This is a genomic window from Flavobacterium sp. (assembly GCF_044341185.1).
Taxonomy (GTDB): domain Bacteria; phylum Bacteroidota; class Bacteroidia; order Flavobacteriales; family Flavobacteriaceae; genus Flavobacterium.
The window spans coordinates 1-21,570 of record NZ_JBIISE010000032.1; the positions used below are offsets into that span (position 1 = coordinate 1).

The 21,570-nt window shown below is 31.6% G+C and carries 13 protein-coding genes; 7 read left to right on the forward strand and 6 right to left on the reverse strand.

The annotated features are described in order from the left end of the window. The 4 genes from ACIQZ1_RS07770 to ACIQZ1_RS07785 form a co-directional block, all read right to left on the reverse strand. A partial coding sequence (locus tag ACIQZ1_RS07770; protein ID WP_396160411.1) for a SusC/RagA family TonB-linked outer membrane protein occupies positions 1–2,881 on the reverse strand: 2,881 nt, incomplete at its 3' end. Positions 2,882–3,142: 261 nt separating this feature from the next. Then, entirely contained in the window at positions 3,143–5,959 is a 2,817-nt protein-coding gene (locus ACIQZ1_RS07775; RefSeq protein WP_396160412.1) for a triple tyrosine motif-containing protein, read from the reverse strand. Between the two features lie 115 nt (positions 5,960–6,074). After that, positions 6,075–7,802: a T9SS type A sorting domain-containing protein gene (locus ACIQZ1_RS07780; protein ID WP_396160413.1), complete on the reverse strand. Its 1,728-nt coding sequence runs from the start codon at positions 7,800–7,802 to the stop codon at positions 6,075–6,077. A gap of 418 nt (positions 7,803–8,220) precedes the next feature. Further along, the gene (locus ACIQZ1_RS07785) at positions 8,221–9,501 is read right to left on the reverse strand and encodes a T9SS type A sorting domain-containing protein (protein ID WP_396160414.1); all 1,281 of its coding nucleotides are present in this window, start codon (positions 9,499–9,501) and stop codon (positions 8,221–8,223) included. Between the two features lie 166 nt (positions 9,502–9,667). Between ACIQZ1_RS07785 and uvrA the strand changes: the two genes are divergently transcribed. Then, positions 9,668–12,481: an excinuclease ABC subunit UvrA gene (gene uvrA, locus ACIQZ1_RS07790; protein ID WP_396160415.1), complete on the forward strand. Its 2,814-nt coding sequence runs from the start codon at positions 9,668–9,670 to the stop codon at positions 12,479–12,481. A gap of 391 nt (positions 12,482–12,872) precedes the next feature. Then, a complete protein-coding gene (uvrB, locus tag ACIQZ1_RS07795) occupies positions 12,873–14,861 on the forward strand; it encodes an excinuclease ABC subunit UvrB (RefSeq protein WP_396160416.1) in 1,989 nt (662 codons plus the stop codon). Positions 14,862–14,870: 9 nt separating this feature from the next. Here the strand turns inward: uvrB and mnmD are convergent, their stop codons facing one another. Continuing rightward, on the reverse strand, positions 14,871–15,539 hold the full coding sequence (gene mnmD / locus ACIQZ1_RS07800) for a tRNA (5-methylaminomethyl-2-thiouridine)(34)-methyltransferase MnmD (RefSeq protein WP_396160417.1): 669 nt from the start codon (positions 15,537–15,539) through the stop codon (positions 14,871–14,873). Between the two features lie 104 nt (positions 15,540–15,643). Between mnmD and ACIQZ1_RS07805 the strand changes: the two genes are divergently transcribed. The 5 genes from ACIQZ1_RS07805 to ACIQZ1_RS07825 are packed head-to-tail and all read left to right on the forward strand — an operon-like array spanning position 15,644 to position 21,143. Further along, entirely contained in the window at positions 15,644–16,987 is a 1,344-nt protein-coding gene (locus tag ACIQZ1_RS07805; protein ID WP_396160418.1) for a DEAD/DEAH box helicase, read from the forward strand. A 31-nt stretch (positions 16,988–17,018) separates the two neighbouring features. Next, entirely contained in the window at positions 17,019–18,947 is a 1,929-nt protein-coding gene (locus ACIQZ1_RS07810; RefSeq protein WP_396160419.1) for a BatA domain-containing protein, read from the forward strand. Further along, the gene (locus ACIQZ1_RS07815; protein WP_396160420.1) at positions 18,944–20,200 is read left to right on the forward strand and encodes a dihydroorotase family protein; all 1,257 of its coding nucleotides are present in this window, start codon (positions 18,944–18,946) and stop codon (positions 20,198–20,200) included. Before ACIQZ1_RS07810 ends, ACIQZ1_RS07815 begins: the two co-directional genes overlap by 4 nt. Continuing rightward, positions 20,193–20,504, forward strand: coding sequence for a hypothetical protein (locus ACIQZ1_RS07820; RefSeq protein WP_396160421.1), 312 nt, complete (start codon positions 20,193–20,195; stop codon positions 20,502–20,504). Before ACIQZ1_RS07815 ends, ACIQZ1_RS07820 begins: the two co-directional genes overlap by 8 nt. Positions 20,505–20,507: 3 nt before the next feature. Then, positions 20,508–21,143, forward strand: coding sequence for an alpha/beta hydrolase (locus tag ACIQZ1_RS07825; protein WP_396160422.1), 636 nt, complete (start codon positions 20,508–20,510; stop codon positions 21,141–21,143). Between the two features lie 71 nt (positions 21,144–21,214). Here ACIQZ1_RS07825 and ACIQZ1_RS07830 read toward each other — a convergent pair. Next, on the reverse strand, positions 21,215–21,570 hold a 356-nt coding region (locus tag ACIQZ1_RS07830; RefSeq protein WP_396160423.1), incomplete at its 5' end, for a T9SS type B sorting domain-containing protein.

The window sequence follows — 21,570 nt, forward strand, 5'->3', positions numbered from 1 at the left end:
ATATCCCTACTTTTGTTACAAATTTAGATGGCAACGTATACCCAATTTGAACATTTTGAATTCTTAAGAAAGAAGCATCTTCTACAAAATAACTAGAAAATAAGTTATTGTTTGTAGCTCCAGTTGTAACTCTTGGTACAGTGTTACTTGTACCTTCACCTGTCCAGCGGTCTAAAACATAATCTAATTTGTTTAATCTATTTTCTGTTCTTTCGTAATTTCTGATTAAATCATTTCCTATTGATGCATAGGCATAAGCAATAAAATCAATGTTTTTGTAGTTTACATTAACATTAAATCCTAAAGTATAATCAGCAATTGGTTTACCAATATATGTTCTATCTTTAAAATCAATTGCTCCGTCACCATTGATATCTTTATAACGAATATCTCCAGGAGAAGTTGCTGAACCTAAACCAGTTTGTGATGGATGTGCATTAATCTCAGCTTGATTTTGAAAAATACCATCTGCTTGTAAACCATAGAAAACACCCATTGGCTGACCTACTTCCATTCTTGTTGGAGCTAATTGTCCAATTCCGAAAGATCCTGATTCGATATATCCCGTAGAATTTTTTACCTCTAAAACTTCGTTATTAATAGTAGTAACATTTACTCCTACACTATACTTAACTTTATTAGAATCATTTTTGTAATTTAATGAGAACTCAAATCCTTTATTTCTAACCTTTCCAGCATTTACAGTTGGTGAGCCAGAACCTGGGGCATACCCTCCGTTTATACCTGAAATGGGAACACCACCAACTAATAAATCAGTTCTAGTATCATTAAAATAATCCGCAGTAATATCAATTTTATTATTTAACATTCTAGCATCTAAACCTAAATCTAATTTAGTATCTGTTTCCCATTTAATTTTAGTGTTAGGAATTTTTCCAGTTGCCACACCGTTTGTCAAAGTATTATTTAATACATAAGATGAATTTACTAACGTAGATCTAAAGTCGTTATTACCAGCAACATCATTACCTAATGTTCCATAACTACCTCTAATTTTTAAGAAATTAACCAGTCCATCTTTCTTAAAAAAGTCTTCTTGAGAAACTATCCAACCTCCTAAAATTGATTTAAAAACAGCAACACTGTTTTTAGTAGAAAAACGACTTGATTGATCACGTCTTACAATAAATGTTAAAAGGTATTTTTCTTTAAAATCATAATCTAAAGTTGCAAATAGTGATGGTCGTTTGTATGGAGCTGACTTATATGAGCCTGAAGTTATTACACCTACAGGTGGTGTACCATTTGCCAATTGTATGTCTGCATATTCCCATGAGTTATAAGGCACATCAAAACCAGTTCCATATAATCCTTCACTTTTTTCTTCGAATAAAGTTCCTCCTGTAGTTAATTTCAATTTATGATTATCGAAAAGTACTTTTTCATATTCCGCAAATAAATCAAATGTATAATCACTGAATCGAATGGCATTTTGAGAAACACTATTTCTATCGACATTGAATACTTTAGTACCACCATACGATATTTTCTTACTAAAAGATTTCCCTACAGAATTAGCAGAGTTAAATCCATATCTAGAGGTAATTTTTAAATCCTTAATAGGTTTGTATGTTAAAATAAAATTACCATTAATTTTCTTTTGATTGTAACTATTATGTGTATTTGCAATTTGAGCTAATGGGTTAATTACTTCATTACCATATCCAGCTGTCGCAGGTACTAAAGTATAATCTCCATTTGCATCATAAGGTGAAAGTGTAGAAGGCGTATTAATTGCATTAAATAATACAGAACCTAATCCATTTTCATTTAAACCTTGTCTGTTATAATCCGTGTAATATAAATTTGTAGATAAATTAATTTTATCTGTGATATCTACTCCAAAAGAAAATCTGGCATTACTTCTATCAAATCCAGATTTATCTAAACCAATAATACCATCTTGTTTAATTTTAGAAGCACTAAATGTATACACCATTTTCTCTGAACCACCAGAAACAGCAAAATCGTGGTTTACAATTTTTGCTTTGTCAAATACTTCATTTTGCCAATTAGTTCCAGTTCCTAATCCTGAAACATTTGGGTAAGGAAGTGTTTGTCCGCCATTAGCAAAACTCTCATTTAAAAGCAAAGCATATTCCGTAGCATTTAATAAGTTTAGCTTTCTAGTCGTTTCTTGTTGACCAAAATAAGCGTTATAAGATACCTTTGTTTTAGCATTTTTCTTACCTTGTTTTGTAGTAACTAAAACCACACCATTTGCTCCTTTAGCTCCATAAACAGAAGCTTGTGCATCTTTAAGAACTGTAATGCTTTCTATATCTGAAGGGTTTAATAAATTAATATCACCTTGATATCCATCAATTAAATACATTGGTTCGCTATTTGTATTAGAAGAAATACCTCTAATTCTTATATTAAAACCTGAACCAGGTGCGCCTGAACCTGTTGTAACAACGACTCCAGAAACAGTACCTTGAAGTGCTTGAGCTGCTTGTATAGGTTTTAACTGTTCGATGGTTTTACTAGATACATAAGAAATAGCTCCTGTTACATCTTTTCTCTTTTTTGCAGAATACCCTACCACAACAACTTCTTCAATTGCCTTATTGTCCTGTTTTAAAGAAATGGTTATGGTTTCATTTTTTGACACTACAAATTCTTGCGAACTGTATCCGAAAAATGAAAATGTAAGAGTACTACCGACAGCTACATTAGAAACGGTAAAGCTTCCATCTGCAGCAGAAGATGCTACACCGGCTTTGTTAAGTAAAACAGTAGCACCGCCCAATGGCGCATTTGTGCTAGAATCATAAACTTTCCCAGATACGGTTACCGATTGTGAAAAACCGATAGCTGTAAATAATAGAAAAGCAAATTGCCATAATTTAGATTTCATAAATATAAATTTATTTGTTAGTTTAGTTAATGGTAAAATTATTAGATAATCTGAGTATTTTTAAATTTGTAACCTTTACAAAAAACATACAATTCAAAAAAAATATGTTATTTTTATATTATTCGCAATAAAAGAGTAGCAATTACTACCTTTAACGAATATTTAATTAATGTTATTATTTTATTATTATCTTATTATTTAGATTCCGAAATCGTTGTTGTTGCGTTTTTGTATAGGTAAATCAACTATTTTGATGTAGTGCTAAAAAGATAATATATACTCAACCAATCCTTTTTCATGAGGTAAATCCATTTTTTTACGCAAACGATATCTTTTAATTTCCACACTACGAACTGATATATTTAATAGAGGTGCAATTTCTTTAGAAGATAAGTTTAATCTTAAGTAGGCACATAATCTTAAATCGTTTGGAGTTAATGAAGAATGGGCTTGTTTTACTTTCTTTAAGAAGTTATTATCTGCGGTGTCAAACGCTTCTTTAAAAACTGTCCAAGTGTCTTCTTCACTAATATTTTTTGTAATAGTAGTAATTACAGATTTAATGCTTTTACTGCCTTGATCCGTATTGTTTTTTAAATCTTCTTTAATTAATGATAGTAACTCGTTTTTCTTAATTAAGCTCATAGTAGAAACCGCCAATTCTTTATTTTTAGTATCTACGTCTTGAGATAATTGTTCGTTTTTCAATCGCATGATTTGCTGATTACTTTCTAATGCAGCTATTTCTAAAAGTAAATTATTTTCTTCAATTAATTTTTGTTCTTTTTCTCTATAGTACTTCTTGTAGGTTTTATGTATGTATACGGCACCTATAATTCCCAATAATAGATATATAAAAACTAATAAATTCGTTGCATACCACGGCTTATTTATAGTAAACGTATATGTAGCTAAATTTTCTGGTTTAGAATTGGCTATTTTTGCTCTTACTTTAAACACATAAGTTCCTGGAGGTAAATTTTTAAAATTAGCACTAGTTTTCGCACTCCATTCGCTCCATTGATCTTGTAAACCTTCTAAAATAAATTGATATTCAGCGTTAATGTATTTATTGTATTCTGGAACGGTATAATTAAATGTTATATTGTTTTCATCGTATGCCAGCTCTCCGTCTTCATTAATAGAATAATTTACGATTTTTTCATCTAGTTTGTTTACAGAAATATTCGCAATTGAAACACTATAATTTTTAAAACTCAAATCATTTAAATTTATGATATAATAGCCATCGGTAGTACCTATTAAATAATTTGAATTTGATATTTGAGTGATGTTTTCATATCCCAACATAGAGTTTGTTAGGGATGCTGGAATAGGGATAATATTTTCTTTTAATTGACTGCTTAACTTACTTAAAGTAAAATAATGAATATAATTTTTTGAAAACAACCACAGTTTATTAGAGTTATCTACTATTAATTTCCCAGAAGTATATTCATCTTTTTCAAAAACAGCACTTAAATTTTTATCTTTTACAAATCGTTTTGTTTGATTGTTTAATTTAAAAATACCTTCTTTATTTGCGTAGTAAATATTAGAATTAAATTGCGTCAAACTTGCATTCTTCCCTTTATTTGGTGTCTTATAAGCAAATACTTTTTTGGCTGTTGCGAAAGATTTATCAAGTTGAAAACGGAATACACCCTTGTATTCATGACTTACATAAACTTCTAAATTAGAGGCAATTTCAAAATATTTTGAAGAGTAATCAAAACCTGCTATTTTGTTTTTAAACTGCCATTGATTTCCTACTTTTTGTAAAACAGAAATCCCATAATAATTACCTTGTATTAATAAATTTGGTTGATTTGGAACGGTTTCAAATTTCCAAGTTCCTGAATTTGAAAATATTAATTTAGCTACATTAGTAGTTACAACAAAAGTTCCTGAATCATGTCCACAAAACAAAGTACCATTATGAGCAAAAATCGACCAAACTTGTCCTTTCGTTCCATTTATAAATTGGAAAGAAGCATCGCTTAAAACATTTTTATAAAACAATCCTTGGTTGGTTCCAATATATAAATTTCCATTATGAAGTAACGAAGTGTAAACGGTTCCTAAAATACCCGTATCATCAGAAAAACTTTGTATTGGCGATTGTAAATTGATGCAGTTTATACCATTATCTAAACCAATCCATAAATTTTTATCAACATCTTCAAACAAAGACAATGCAGTGTTGTTACTTAACCCTTTATTCTGTGTGATGTGATACTTCTTTTTTCCTTCTGCAGAAACTACAAAAATTCCATTAGACACTGTTCCTATTGCAAAACCTTTATCAGAAAGTTGCTGACTACTATACACACTACTTGATGCAATTTCTGAGTCAACTTCTGTGGCGAATTTTACCACATTACCCCCAATTAATTTATAAAAGCCTGAATATTGCGTTTGTAATAATAGGCCATCATCTGTTGCGAAAATATTTACAATTTTATTATTCTTTAAAACGGGATGATTTGATATTAATTTTTGTTTTCCATTTTCAATTTCAAATAAGCCATCATTCGATATTTGAAAATAAATAGCATTATCTACTTGAAATGACTTTAAAATTCCTTTGCTGGATGGAATTATACTAAATTTTTGTGTTTTAGTATCATAAATATAAATTTGATTTAATGACTGAAAAATCACCCATTGTTCATAATTTAAAATGTTCCAAAATTGTTCATCATCTATAATTTTAGATTTAATTTTATCGCTTAACGAGTTGTACTTTAGTTTGTTATTGGCTTCTCTAACCCAATATCCAAATTCCATATAACAACCTGTATAAATTCTGTCTCCGACTACTTTTACTGAACGAGTAATGGTTTCGTTTGGAGAAGGATATAAATTCCAATTGGTCCCGTTAAACTCCAAAAGTCCATCGTTATTTGCAAAAAATAAAAATTGGTGTTTGTCTTGCGAAATCATCCAATTTTGATTTCCGGCGTTATAAATACTGGATGGATATTTAACTATTGGTGGCAATTGCTGTGCATACCCTACAAAAGAAAATACTACTAAAAGATAAAAAGTAAAAATAAGTTTTTGGAAGCCTTTCATTTATAATAAATATGGTTAACGATTATAAAAGTATTGATAAAATTTTGAAAAAGAAAATATTACAAAAAAAAAGCACGTTTCAGTTGAAACGTGCTTTCTTATTTGAACTAAAAGATTATTGTTTAATAAATTTCGAAGTACTTACTTTTCCTTCAGAAATTACTTTAACTAAATAAATACCATCTTGTAAACCTGACACATTCAATACTGTGTTATCAGCATTAACGTTTACATTCATTACTTCTTGTCCTACAACACTGTAAACTGATATAGCATCCATTTTATTAGCAGAAGTAATAGTTAACATATTTGAAGTTGGATTTGGATACATACTAATTTTAGCCATATCAAATGATTGGTTTGATAATGCTGTAGTAGAAAAATAAACATTATCAACAAATAAAGTTCCACCACCAATAGGTTGTCCCGAAAATATCAATTGAGCAATATGTCCTTTTGTAATTAATCCTGTAAAATCAGATAATGGAATATGGTAACTATTCCAAGATGTTAAAGTTGGAGTAAACACTATTTCATGCTCTACATCATCTCCACCTCCATAAGCTGCATTAGCACCAAAATCCACTAATTTTACTCTAAATAAAGTCATGTTAGGTGTCCAAGCATCAACATGAAAATACAACATATTTGTAGCATTAATTTGAGATGTTGTAGATTCAATACCTACGAAATCTAAGTTAGAATATTTTTTTGTATCATTTCCTTGAATCTGAATGTTAGTTAATACACCAGAAGACCAACTTGTTTGCCAAGTATCTACAGGAACATTTGTGTACGCATTACTAAACATAGAAATTACATTTGCTGCTGGTAATGTTGGTGTTGGAGCAGCTGTTAATGGTTCAGTAACAGGGTTTGTAGTAGTACATGCTGCACAAGATGCCCAACATACAGTAGGTTGTATAATATTTTGATTTGCAACTACTAAAGTTCTATTTGTAAATCCATTTGAAGTGATTGTACAACTTGTTCCAGATGCAAGTTGTTCAGAACCAGCCCAGTTATCTTTTGAAAATTTATATTCGTGTGTTCCTGGAGCAATAGAAATAGTTGCTTCCCAAACTCCGTCAGCATTAGCATCAGTCATTGGGTTGGCATTTCCAGACCAGCTATTAAAAGTACCACTTACATATGGAGTAGTAAATCCTGTTTGTTGTGTCATGTCAACTTTGAAAGTTACGTTAACTGGAGTTGGTGGAGGAGTTGTCCCTACAACAGTTACATTACCTAAAGCAGTTTCATTTGCAGGATTACCATTTAATCCTTTAATTGTAAAACCATATTGAACGATTAAACCAGTTGGAATTGCAGTAACTGAACTTAAACTAAATGTACCAGTTGCAGTTAAAGGTAGTGTTACACTAAAATCTGTAGAATAACCGTTTGCAGGATTTAAACCTTTAATAAATGCAACTGCAGTATAACCTGTAGCTAAATTATGATTGGTAACGTTTCCTGTAAATGTTACGATTTGCCCAGCTAAACTGCTGTTTTCAACATATGTGTTACCTTCAAATATTTTATTTCCTAATCCCGCACCATTTGTCCAATAAGCAATATCAGCTGGAGTTGTAGCATTAGCATACGTGTTAAAGTTAGGCTGTAATTTAATTGTATTTGTTGAAGCGGTAACAGTCGTTTTTAAATCAGCTAAACCCCATGCACTTCCAAATGCAAAAGTTGTTCCATCTGTTTGAAATACATTTGCATAACCCAACCAGTTTGATGCGCCGTTTACAGTCACTGTTGTTTGTGCCTGAACGTTTTGATAACTTGTAAAAATACAAATACCAATTAAAAAGAATTGTAATGTTTTTTTCATTTTTTTACGTTTTTAAGTTTAATCAAATTTAATAAAATTTTAATCTCATTTATTTTTTTTGAATATATAAAAACTATACTACTTTTTATTAATAAATTATAACAGTAAATGTATTTAAAATACTGATATACATAGATTCTATATACTTATTTGAGTAAACTATAAATAAAAAAAATTACATAATGATAAGTTAATGTTGTGGTAATCTACAACGATTTCGTGAAATAAATACTTAGTTTTTCTCGTAGAAAAGCAAAAAAACGTCAAATGACGGAAGAAATACTAATTACTCAAAAATTACTATAATTAATTACAGATAATGAAATTATTAATAACATATACTAGTAGTTTAATAATAGACATAAAAAAAACACGACAAAATTTATCGTGTTTTTTCTTTGTGATTTATGATTTAATTTTATTTCTTAATTACCTTTTTAGTAAACAATTCATCATTAACCATAAAATTCAAGTAATATATACCTGCATCTAAATGCGATAAATTAAAAGTATATTCGTTAGTATTAACATCAAAACGATTTACTACTTGTCCTAATGAATTATACAATACACAATCTGAAATAGGCGTTGCAACTTGAATCGTAAGTAAATCCGCACATGGATTCGGATATAATTTAACAGATTCTAAATCGAAAGTAGAAGCCGACAAATTTGTATTTAATTTTATATCATCAAAATAATAGGTCTCTCCTGTACCTACAGCACCAAAATTACAGAACACTACTACTCGCTTATAATTGTTTGCATTCACAACGTTTGGAAATACAAAAGTTAATTCTTCCCATGCATTTGCTGTTGTATTTACGGCATCAACTTCTATATTAAAAGCTGCATTAGTTAAATTTTCTAATTTTAGTTTGAATGTTTTTCCTGCATATGGTGAATACACTTTCATTTTAATTGAGTTTACTACTGAAAAATCTACAGCATTTGCCAACTCAATAAACGAACCCGCCCAAGTTGTGCCCGCATTTTTTATTAATTTAGCTACGTTACTTGAAGTATTAATTCCGTTACTCTGTGGATTTGGAATTTTTGTAGTAACCGCATTTCCAAAATTAGAAAACGAATAGGTAATCGTCCCAGATTCAAAATCTAAAGGTAAATTAGGCTTTTCAATTTCTGGACCAAAAGTAATATTATCAAAATAACATATATTATCAGTAGTTCTTGTTTGGAAGTCAGGAAAAATAACAATTTGATCGTTTGTTTCTCCTATTTTTGAAGAAAAATCAAATATTAATTCTTCCCATTGATTGATAACTGAATTCGATTTTTTAATTTCTCCAGTAGATCCATTTGTAGGATTCACAAATTTTATACCTACATCACTAATTACACTTTTATAAACCATAATTTTCACTGTACAATTACTTGCTGTAATAGAATAAGTTCCAAAAGCAGAGGGTCCTGAAGGAACAGATAATTGATGTACCGATTCTACACCTGCAAAAGTTGCACCTGTAATTAATGTCGTCAATTTTGCAACAGTTGATGAAGTATTTATTCCTGTTGCACTAGGGTTTGCAACTATCTGAAGGGGTGCATTGGCGCCGTTTTCAAAAGTAATCCAATTCCAAGTTGCACCATTTCCTGACGTTTCAAAATTTATGGGTGCATTTTGCGAAAATCCACTTACAGTGATAAGTGATAATAAAAGTAGTAATTTGTTTTTCATAATTTATGTGTTTATTGATTAAGACAAATATATCTATATATTTATACACCAAATCAATTCTGAATGATATAAAAACTATACAACAACAAAATATATTGATTTGGACTCATTTCAAGCTAACTTTTATGTTTAATTAATTATCTTTGCCATTCTTATAAAAAACACAATGATGCAATCCGATTTTTCTACTTTAGAACCCAAAAAATTTATCTTGATTAAAGGGGCACAATTGCACAATTTAAAAAATATAGATGTCGCCATTCCAAGAAATCAAATGGTTGTGATTACTGGACTTTCTGGATCTGGAAAATCAAGTTTAGCCTTTGATACTCTCTATGCAGAAGGACAAAGACGTTATGTTGAAAGTTTATCTTCCTACGCACGCCAATTCTTAGGAAAATTAGACAAGCCGAAAGTAGAATACATTAAAGGAATTGCGCCTGCCATTGCAATTGAACAAAAAGTAAATACGACAAACGCGCGCTCAACAGTTGGTACATCAACAGAAATATACGATTACTTAAAATTATTATTTGCTAGAATTGGAAGAACCTATTCGCCAGTTTCAGGTGAAGAAGTTAAAAAACATACGGTTTCTGATGTAGTAAAATACATCCAGTCTTTAGAAATTGATACAAAATGGCTCCTACTTGCTCCTATTCATTTAGAAGAAGGTAGAAAATTACACGACAAACTTAACGTTTTATTACAACAAGGTTTTGCAAGAGTACTTATAGACAATCAAACGGTACGATTAGACGATTTTGTTTCAACATTAGAAATGATTGACGAATCTACAATGGCTAACAAAGAAATATTATTAGTTGTTGACAGAATCGTAGTGCAATCAGATGAAGAATTTTTAAATCGAATTGCCGATGCCATACAAATTGCTTTTTATGAAGGAAAAGGAGAATTGTACTTACAAGAACCTGAAAAAGTAAATCGCAAGGTGTTTAACTCTAATTTTCAATTGGACGGATTGGATTTCTTAGAACCAAACATACATTTATTTAGTTTTAACAATCCGTATGGTGCTTGTCCTACTTGCGAAGGCTACGGAAGTGTGATTGGTATTGATGAAGAACTTGTTGTGCCAAACACCGCGCTTTCTGTATATGAAAATGCCATTTATCCTTGGCGAGGAGAAAATATGGGTTGGTACAGAGATCAATTGGTAAACAATTCACATCATTTTGATTTTCCTATCCACAAGCCTTATTTTGAATTATCAGACGCACACAAAGCACTTGTTTGGAATGGAAATAAGTATTTCACAGGATTAAATGCTTTTTTTGCCGATTTAGAAGCAAATAATTATAAAATTCAAAATCGTGTGATGCTTTCGCGCTATAGAGGGAAAACAAAATGCCACGTTTGTAAAGGAAAAAGATTACGCTCTGAAACCAACAATATTAAAGTTGCAGGTAAAACCATTTCTGACTTGGTAGATTTGCCAATTATCAAATTAATTCCGTTTTTTAATACAATTGAATTATCAGAATATGATGAAAAAGTAGCGAAACGATTACTTTTAGAAATTAAAAACCGTTTGGCATTTTTAGATAACGTTGGATTAAATTATTTAAGTTTAAACAGACAATCGGCATCACTTTCTGGGGGTGAATCGCAACGAATTAATTTAGCTACTTCTTTAGGAAGCTCGTTAGTGGGTTCTATGTATATTTTAGATGAGCCAAGTATTGGTTTACACCCAAAAGACACTGAAAAATTGATTGAAGTATTACTTAACTTAAAAAAGTTAGGTAACACGGTAATTATTGTGGAGCACGACGAAGATATTATGAAAGCCGCCGATATGATTATTGATATTGGTCCTGAAGCGGGAACTTTGGGTGGTAATTTAGTCGCGCAAGGCACGTATAAAGAAATTTTGAAATCAGATTCTTTAACGTCGAGATATTTAAACGGAAAAGAAAAAATCGAAGTGCCTAAAGTTCGAAGAAAATTTAAAAATCATATTGATATTATTGGCGCCAGAGAAAACAACTTAAAAAATATTGATATCACTTTTCCTTTAGATTGCTTAACTGTAATTACAGGAGTTTCTGGTAGTGGAAAAAGTACGTTAGTAAAAAAAATATTGTTTCCTGCCTTACAGAAAAAACTGACTGGTATTGGAGATAAAGCAGGTCAATTTACAAGTTTAGAAGGCAGTTATTCGCACCTTAAAAACATTGAATATGTAGACCAAAATCCTATTGGAAGAAGTTCGCGCTCTAATCCAGTAACGTATATCAAAGCGTACGATGATATTAGAGAATTATATGCCAAACAAACCACTTCCAAGTTAAGAAATTACCAAGCCAAACATTTCTCCTTTAACGTAGATGGTGGACGATGTGAAACGTGTAAAGGCGATGGCGAAGTAACCATTGAAATGCAATTTATGGCCGATGTGCATTTAGAATGCGAAACCTGTAACGGAAAACGCTTCAAAAAAGAAGTGTTAGAGGTTAATTTTGAAGGCAAAAACATCGACGATTTACTAAAAATGACCATTGATGAAGCCGTTGCGTTTTTTGAAATGCACGGGCAAACCAAAATTACACAGAAATTACAACCTTTAAAAGATGTAGGTTTAGGATATGTGCAATTGGGACAATCTTCTTCTACTCTTTCTGGTGGTGAAGCACAACGTATTAAATTGGCCTCGTTTTTAGTAAAAGGAGCCACTAAAGAAAAAATGCTGTTTGTTTTTGATGAACCTACAACTGGTTTGCATTTTCACGACATTAAAAAATTATTAAAATCATTTGATGCCTTACTTGATAAAGGACATTCTATAATTGTAATTGAACACAATTTAGAACTTATAAAATGTGCCGATTACATTATCGATATTGGTCCTGAAGGTGGAGAGAATGGTGGGCAATTGGTCGCTTTTGGAACTCCAGAAGAAATCGCAAAAAATAAAAAATCGTTGACAGGAAAATATTTGGCTGAAAAACTGAATTGATTTGGTTTTTTGTTAATTTGTTCTTTGTTGATTTGTTTAGGTTTAACTGAGTAAAGCGGTAGTTAAGAAATAGTATTTAGAAACTAAAAACTTCACACAACGTTTGTCACCCTAAAAGGGTCTCACGCAAAGTTTTTCAATTCAATTAAAAGAGATGCTTTCAGCATGACAAACTGGGAGTAAATGGCAATTAGAAACTAAAAACTTCACACAACGTTTGTCACCCTGAAAGGGTCTCACGCAAAGTTTTACAATTCAGCTAAAAGAGATGCTTTCAGCATGACAAACGTTGTGTATAAATTTTACAAGAATAATTACATTTTTATTTGTGCAAATTCGTGTAATTCGTGTTAAAAAATTCTAACTTCGCATTTCAATATTTTTCACCAAAATGAAATTCCAAGTAGTATCCGATTACGTTCCCACTGGCGACCAACCTCAAGCAATTGAAAAATTAGCTAAAGGCATCATCAATGGCGAAAAATACCAAACCTTGTTGGGAGTTACGGGTTCAGGAAAAACATTTACGGTAGCTAATGTGGTTCAGGAAGTACAGAAACCTACTTTAGTTTTAGCTCACAACAAAACCTTAGCTGCACAATTGTATTCGGAATTTAAGCAATTTTTTCCAAATAATTCGGTACAATATTTTGTTTCGTATTACGATTATTACCAACCCGAAGCCTTTATCCCGGTAACGGGAACCTATATAGAAAAAGACTTATCTATTAACGAAGAACTCGAAAAACTTCGTTTAAGCACCACCTCTGCCCTGCTTTCAGGTCGGAGAGATATTATTGTAATTTCATCTGTTTCTTGTTTGTATGGAATTGGAAATCCGGTTGAATTTCAGAAAAATGTGATTACTTTAAAAAGCGGACAAGCCATTTCTCGAACCAAATTATTGCATCAATTGGTGCAAAGTTTATACGCTCGTACTGAAATGGAATTTACGCCCGGAACCTTTCGTATCAAAGGCGATACCGTAGAAGTATTTCCAAGTTATGGCGATGAACCATTTCGAATTCACTTTTTTGGCGATGAAATTGAAGAAATTGAAGCCTTTGATGCCCGAACGTCTCAGGTATTAGAAAAATACGATTCGTTAAGTATTTATCCTGCCAATATGTTTGTGACTTCTCCTGATATTTTACAAAAAGCCATTTGGGAAATCCAACAAGATATGGTAAAACAAGTCGAATATTTCCGAGAAATCGGCAAACATTTAGAAGCTAAACGATTAGAAGAACGTACGAATTTCGATTTAGAAATGATTCGCGAATTGGGCTATTGTTCTGGAATTGAAAACTATTCGCGTTACCTTGATGGTCGAGAACCGGGTACACGCCCTTTCTGTTTATTAGACTATTTTCCAGACGATTACTTGATGGTTATTGATGAAAGTCACGTCACCATTTCGCAAGTACACGCTATGTATGGTGGCGACAGAAGCCGAAAAGAAAACTTGGTAGAATACGGATTTCGTTTGCCTGCCGCAATGGACAACCGTCCTTTAAAATTTGAAGAATTTGAAGCCCTACAAAATCAAGTAGTATATGTTTCTGCTACACCTGCCGACTATGAAATGCAAAAATCAGAAGGTGTGTATGTAGAGCAAATTATTCGTCCTACAGGATTGTTAGATCCGATTATTGAAATTCGTCCAAGTGCGAATCAAATAGATGATTTAATTGAAGAAATTCAATTGCGTTGCGAAGCCGACGAGCGTGTTTTAGTCACGACGTTAACCAAACGAATGGCAGAAGAATTAGCCAAATACTTGACTAAAGTTTCAATACGATGCCGTTACATTCATTCCGATGTAGATACTTTGGAACGTGTAGAAATTATGCAAGATTTACGAAAAGGCGTTTTTGATGTACTAATTGGCGTGAACTTATTACGTGAAGGATTAGATTTACCCGAAGTATCTCTTGTAGCGATTTTAGATGCAGACAAAGAAGGTTTTTTACGTAGCAAACGCTCGTTAACGCAAACTGTAGGAAGAGCTGCCAGAAACATTAACGGAAAAGCCATTATGTATGCCGACAAAATTACGGCAAGTATGCAACACACCATAGATGAAACCATTTACCGACGCGAAAAACAAACGGCTTACAATACCTTACACGGCAAAACGCCACAATCGTTAAATAAAAGTTTAGGAAACGCTTTTAGCGCCAATTCTGTTTCTACACAATACTTCGAAAACCAAGCGTATAAAGCCGCCGAACCCGAAAGCGACTACCTAAGCAAACCCGAAATTGAAAAGAAAATTAGGGACAAACGAAAAGCTATGGAAAAAGCCGCTAAAGAATTAGACTTTATGCAAGCTGCCAAGTTTAGAGATGAAATAAAAGCGTTGCAAGAGAAGTTGTAGGATAGATTTTTAACCATTTTTCAACGCACGTAACATCTCTCTTTTTCCTGGTGCGCCTGGTAGTTTCATCGTTTGGAAACCTACCGTTTGCATAGCGTTTTTAATCGTGGTTCGGCACGCATACGTAGTTAATATGCCATTGCTTTTTAGCGCACGATACATTTTTTCAAAAATAACTTCATTCCATAATTCGGGTTGCACGTTGTAGCCAAAAGCATCAAAATAAACTATATCAAACGCGTTTTCATCTGTAATGTCAGAAAAAAACTGCTTGCGTTTTGTTAAGGTAAAATAAGGCGTTACTTCAATAGTTTCTTCCCAAGGCAACGTATGTAATCGTTCAAAATCCGCTTGTTGGTTGGGTACTTCCAATTGCGTAGCGTAATTTAATTGCACAATTTCATCAAAAGCTACCGGATAAGCTTCTACTCCAACATAATTGACTTTAATCTGTCGTTTTTCGGCCTCTAACTTCGTAATTAAAGCATTTAATCCTGTACCAAAACCAATTTCTAAAATCGAAATTTCTGAAGTATCAGCCAACACATCTAAGCCATTCTTAATAAAAACGTGATACGCTTCTTGTATGGCACCAAACTTAGAATGATAGGTTTCCTCCCATTCTGGAATATATATAGACGTGGAACCGTCTTTCGTAATGATAATTTCGTGTTTCATAATGAAGGTGAAAGTACAAAGGTAAAAGGAAAAAGGCAAAAAACTTCTAACTTCTGACTACTAACTTCTAACTTAATGTTATCTTTGCCTAAATTTTCATACAAATGGTTACATTCGAACAACTTAATCTTCCAATTTCGCTACAAAAAGCTATAGACGATTTAGGTTTCACAACTCCTACTCCTATCCAATCAAAAGCCTTTCCAATTGTTATGTCTGGTAGAGATGTGATGGGAATTGCACAAACCGGAACGGGAAAAACGTTTGCCTATTTGTTGCCTATTTTAAAGCAATGGCGATTTGTACATACCGATATTCCGAGAGTACTTATTTTAGTGCCTACTCGAGAATTAGTAGTGCAAGTGCACGAAGAAATTGAAAAATTAACCAAATATATGAGTGTGCGTTCGCTTGCCGTTTATGGTGGAGTGAACATCAATACGCAAAAAAAAGACATTTATTCTGGAATTGATATTGTGGTGGGAACACCCGGTAGAATTATGGATTTGGCGTTAGATAATGTCTTGCGTTTTGACGATTTACAAAAATTAGTCATTGATGAATTTGATGAAATTTTAAATTTAGGATTTCGAGTACAACTAACTTCTATATTATCGATGATGCGTTCGAAAAGACAAAACATTTTGTTTTCGGCAACTATGACAGAAGAAGTAGATGATTTGTTAGACGAATTTTTCGAATTTCCTGAAGAAGTCTCGTTAGCGCCAAGTGGAACTCCATTAGAGCAAATAGAACAACGTGCTTATGTGGTGCCGAACTTTTTAACGAAGATTAATTTACTTAAACATTTATTACAAGACGAAACATACAGCCGAATTTTATTGTTTGTAAACAGTAAAAGAATGGCCGATTTTTTATTAGAACATTTAGAAGAAGATTTCCCAGGTCAGTTTGGAACGGTGCACTCCAATAAAACGCAAAATTACCGTTTAAATATGATGGAAAATTTTCAATCTGGAGAAATTAGAGGTTTAGTAACCACTGATATTATGGCTCGTGGATTGGATATTACTGATATTACACACGTAATAAATATGCAATTTCCTGAAATTCCAGAACAATATATACACAGAATTGGTCGTACGGGTCGTGCCGATAAAGCAGGTGTTGCCATCAGTTTTATTGGTCCGAAAGAAGACGAATTTCAATTGGAAGTGGAAATGCTAATGCAAACCGAAATTAAAATTCACGAGATTCCTGCAAATGTAAAAATAGAACAACAACGTTTAGAATTCGAAAAAGATCAAAAGAAAGTAAAAACACTTTTGAAACGTGTAAAGAAAACAGGCGGTGATGCTTTTGAGAAAAAATCAGAGAAAAATAGTAAAGTCAATTTAGGAGGTCCAGGAAAAAGAAAACCAAGAAAAACCGCTTCCAGAAACCGAGGAATTGAAAGAAAACGAGACGAAAAGAAAAAGAAAAAGTAATTTTTAGTATTTTTGAAAAACTTTAATAAAAATGCAATTTAAAAACCCAGAAATTCTATATTTTTTATTTCTATTGATTATACCAATTTTGGTACATCTTTTTCAATTGAGACGATTTAAAAAACAAGAATTTACGAATGTTAAATTGCTAAAAGAACTCGAAGTTCAAACCCGTAAAAGTGCTACAATTAAGAAATGGCTGTTATTAGTAACTCGTTTATTACTTTTAACCGCTTTAATTTTTGCTTTCGCACAACCTTTTTTTAAAGCAAAAGATTTCGATAAAAAAAACAACGAATTAATTTTAGTCATCGACAATTCCTTTTCGATGCAAGCCAAAGGTAAAAGTGGTGAATTGTTGAAAAGAACCATTCAGGATATATTAGAAAATACCCCAGAAGACCAACAGTTATCCGTACTTACAAATGATGAAAACTTTTACGACACGATTATTAGAAACATTCAAAAAGAATTACAAAACCTAAACTACTCTTCTACTCCATTTAATCCTGCCGCAATTATCACGAGAATTGAAGCAAAAAAACCTGGTATTCCAAAAGATATATTATTTATTTCTGATGCAGTTGGTTTAAAAAATGAATTGAAAACCAATTTAAGCGAAACGTCTTCCTTATATTATCAAACGGTTGAAGCGAAAGAATCCAATAATATTGCTATAGAAAATGTACAAATAAGTCAGGTTTTAGATCAATTTTACGAATTAAAAATAAGTATTAAATCGTACGGAGATTTTGAAAATGATGTGCCCATTTCAATGTATAATGGTAAAAAATTAGTTGGAAAAGCATTAATTTCGAAAGAAAAGCCACAAAAAGAGATATTGTTTACCATTCCGAAAACAGATTTTCACGGCTATGTTTCCATTCAAGATTCAAGTTTAGAATATGACAATTCGTTTTATTTTAGCATTTCAAAACCTCAAAAATCGAATGTAATTGCAGTTGGAAATAGCACTAAAAACAATTTCTTATCCAGAATTTATACTGCTGAAGAATTTAATTTTACTTCAACCGAATTAAATACCTTAAATTATAATGCTATAGATGATGCAGATGCCATAATTTTAAATGAATTACCAACTATTCCAAACGCGTTATCTGTAACCTTAAAAAATTACTACAGCAAAGGTGGAAACATTATTTTTATTCCAGATGTTACAAGCGATGTTTCGAATTACAATGCTTTTTTGAGTAATTTTAGTCCGATTTCATTTTCAGAAAAAACACAAAAAGAAAAACAAATTACCCAAATAAGTTTCAATCATCCTATATATACCAACGTTTTCGATAAAAAAGTAAGCAATTTTCAATATCCAAAAACAAATTTATCATTTACGATAAATGGAAGTAATTTGCCTGTGTTGCAATATGAAGACAAAAGTGTTTTCTTAGGAAATCTTACCAATAAACTGGGAAATTTATTCTTCTTTTCTTCTTCTATAAATAAAGAAAATTCGAACTTTCAGAATTCGCCTTTAATTGTTCCTACGTTTTATAATATGGGACAAAACAATAATAAATCAGGGTTAAATGCCTTTATTATTGGTAACAATAATTACACAATTATCAACGAAACTATTGCAAAAGATAATGTTTTGAGTGTTACAAATACTGAAAACAGTTTTATTCCAATGCAACAAATATTAAACAATAAAATCAAGCTCACTTTCGGAAATTATCCTGAAAAATCAGGGAATTACGAAGTGTTAAAAGATAAAGAATCACTAAAAAATATCAGTTTTAATTATCCAAGAAACGAAAGTGATTTATCGCAAATAAATACAGATTATTTTGATTCGTGTACGGAAGTAAATGCTGTATCTACGTTTTATTCTGATATACATTCTTCCAGAACAAGCAATGAAGTTTGGAAATATTTTATCTTTGCCACATTATTACTTTTACTAATTGAATTACTAATCCAAAAATTTGTAAAATGAATCTTTTACTAAAAAACGCGACACTACTTGAAAGTCAAAACCCATTTCATAAGCAACAAGTTGATATTGAAATTACAGATGGTATTATTTCTAAAATTGGAAAGAATCTAACCATAAAAGAAGGTTTTGAAGTTATTGAAAAAGAAAACTTACATATTTCTCAAGGTTGGTTAGATACCTCAGTAGTTTTTGGAGAACCTGGCTTTGAAACCACAGAAACCATTGAAAACGGTTTAAAAGTGGCTGCTAAAAGTGGTTTTACTTCCGTTTTTTTACATTCCAATACACATCCAGCGATTGATAATCAAGCAGTAATTCAATTTGTTAAAAGCAAAGCACAAAATAGTATTTCAAATTTGCACGTTGTAGGTTGTTTGACCAAAAATAGCGAAGGAACCGACTTAGCAGAACTTTTTGATATGAAAAATGCAGATGTGGTAGCTTTTGGAGATTATAAAAAATCAATGTCGAATGCGAATTTATTAAAAATAGCATTTCAATATGTAGCTAATTTTAACGGAATTTTGTTCGTACAACCTATGAATAAAGACCTAAAAGGAAAAGGATTTGTAAATGAAGGGGAAGTTTCAACGAAATTGGGATTGAAAGGAATTCCAGCTATGGCGGAAGAAATTGAAATTGAAAGAAACATCGCGGTATTAGAATACACCAATGGAAAATTACATATTCCGACTATTACAACGAAAAATTCGGTAGATTTAATTGCGAAAGCGCAAGCAAAAGGGTTACAAATTACTTGTGGCGTTTCCGTAAATAATTTGGTTTTAACGGATGAAGAATTAGTAGATTTCAATTCGAATACAAAAATTTATCCGCCACTTCGAACAGAAACAGACAGAAAAGCCCTTATAGAAGGTATTTTAAATAATGTGATTTCAGTCATCACATCAGACCATTGCCCAATAAACATCGAACAAAAGCAATTAGAATACGATTTAGCAGATTATGGTTCGATAGGTTTAGAAAGTGCATTTGGTGCTTTGCAAACGGTTTTACCAACGGAAGTTATTGTAGCCAAATTTACTGCTACGAAATCTTACTTCAACATAGAAAACAATACCATTACAGAAGGAAACAAAGCTGAACTTACTTTGTTTAATCCTAATGAAGAATGGATTTTCAATAAAGAAAATATACTTTCTTTTTCTAAGAACTCCATTATGTTAGGCAAGAAAATGAAAGGAAAAGTGTACGGAATTATTAACAACAGTAATATTTTGTTGAATGAATAAAATTAAATTTGGTGCCGTAGTTTCTTATTTCGGAGTTATTGGCATAATCTTTAGTAAAGCAATAAACAGTGAAGAAAAAAATGAATTTATAAATTTTCACTTTCGACAAGCTTTCTTAATATCTGTAATTATTTTAAGTTTAAACTTTTTTAATTATGGTTTAGACAATTCAATATTTAGAATAATAATTTGGTCGATATCTATCTTTTTAAAATGTATCGGAATTTTTTATGCTTACACTAATCAACAAAAAAATATTCCAATACTTGGCGAATATGCCCAAAAATGGTTTAAAAATTTATAATTTATGAGTTTAGAATATTTGGTAAAAGCACCTAAAGAAGTAAAAGAAAAAAATGGTGCATTACTTTTAATTCATGGTTATGGAAGTAATGAAGAAGATCTGTTTTCTTTTGCACCTCAATTACCTGAAGATGTTTATGTAATTTCAATTCGTGCGCCATTCAATTTACAACCATATAGCTATGCGTGGTATGAAATTACTTTTGATGCCGATGAAAATAAGTTTTCAAATAACGAACAAGCCAAAGAATCTTTACAACTAATCGCAAATTTTATTGATGAAATTTCAGAAAAATTACCTTTAGACAAATCGAATATTTCATTAATTGGATTTAGTCAAGGTGCGATTTTAAGTTATGGAATGGCGTTTACTTTTCCTGAAAAAATTAATAAAGTTGTGGCTTTAAGCGGTTATTTAAACGAACAAATTTTTCCAGAAAATTATGATGTAAATCAAATTAATCACATTGATTTTTTTGCTTCTCACGGTACACAAGACCAAGTAATTCCTGTTGAATGGGCAAGAAAAACAGCACCTTATTTAGAGAAATTAGGTTTGCGTATTATGTATAAAGAATATCCTGTTGGGCATGGCGTAGCACCACAAAATTTTTGGGATTTTAAAAATTGGTTAGACTAAAATTACTTTAAATACAAACAAAAATGGCTCCGAATTCGGAGCCATTTTTGTTTTTATGTATTCCACACTTCTTATCTTTTTAAAGCGAAGTGTGCCTTAAATAATTTTTGTTGGTCATTTTCTTTATACTCAATGGTAAACCAATAGTCTGTTGATGGCATTGATGCACCAATATAAGTTCCATCCCAACCTTGACTCGTTGCTGTTGGTGTAATTTGTTTTAACAACTTACCGTATCTATCATAAATATAAATCTTAGCATCCGGTTGATCCAATCCAACTATGTTCCACGTATCATGAATTCCGTCTCCATTTGGAGTAAAATATTTTGGATAATCAATTACTAATACATCTATAGTTAAGTTCGTACAACCTTCTGTATCTTCTACCATTACTTCATGTGTGCCACCTTGAACGCCTGTGAAAA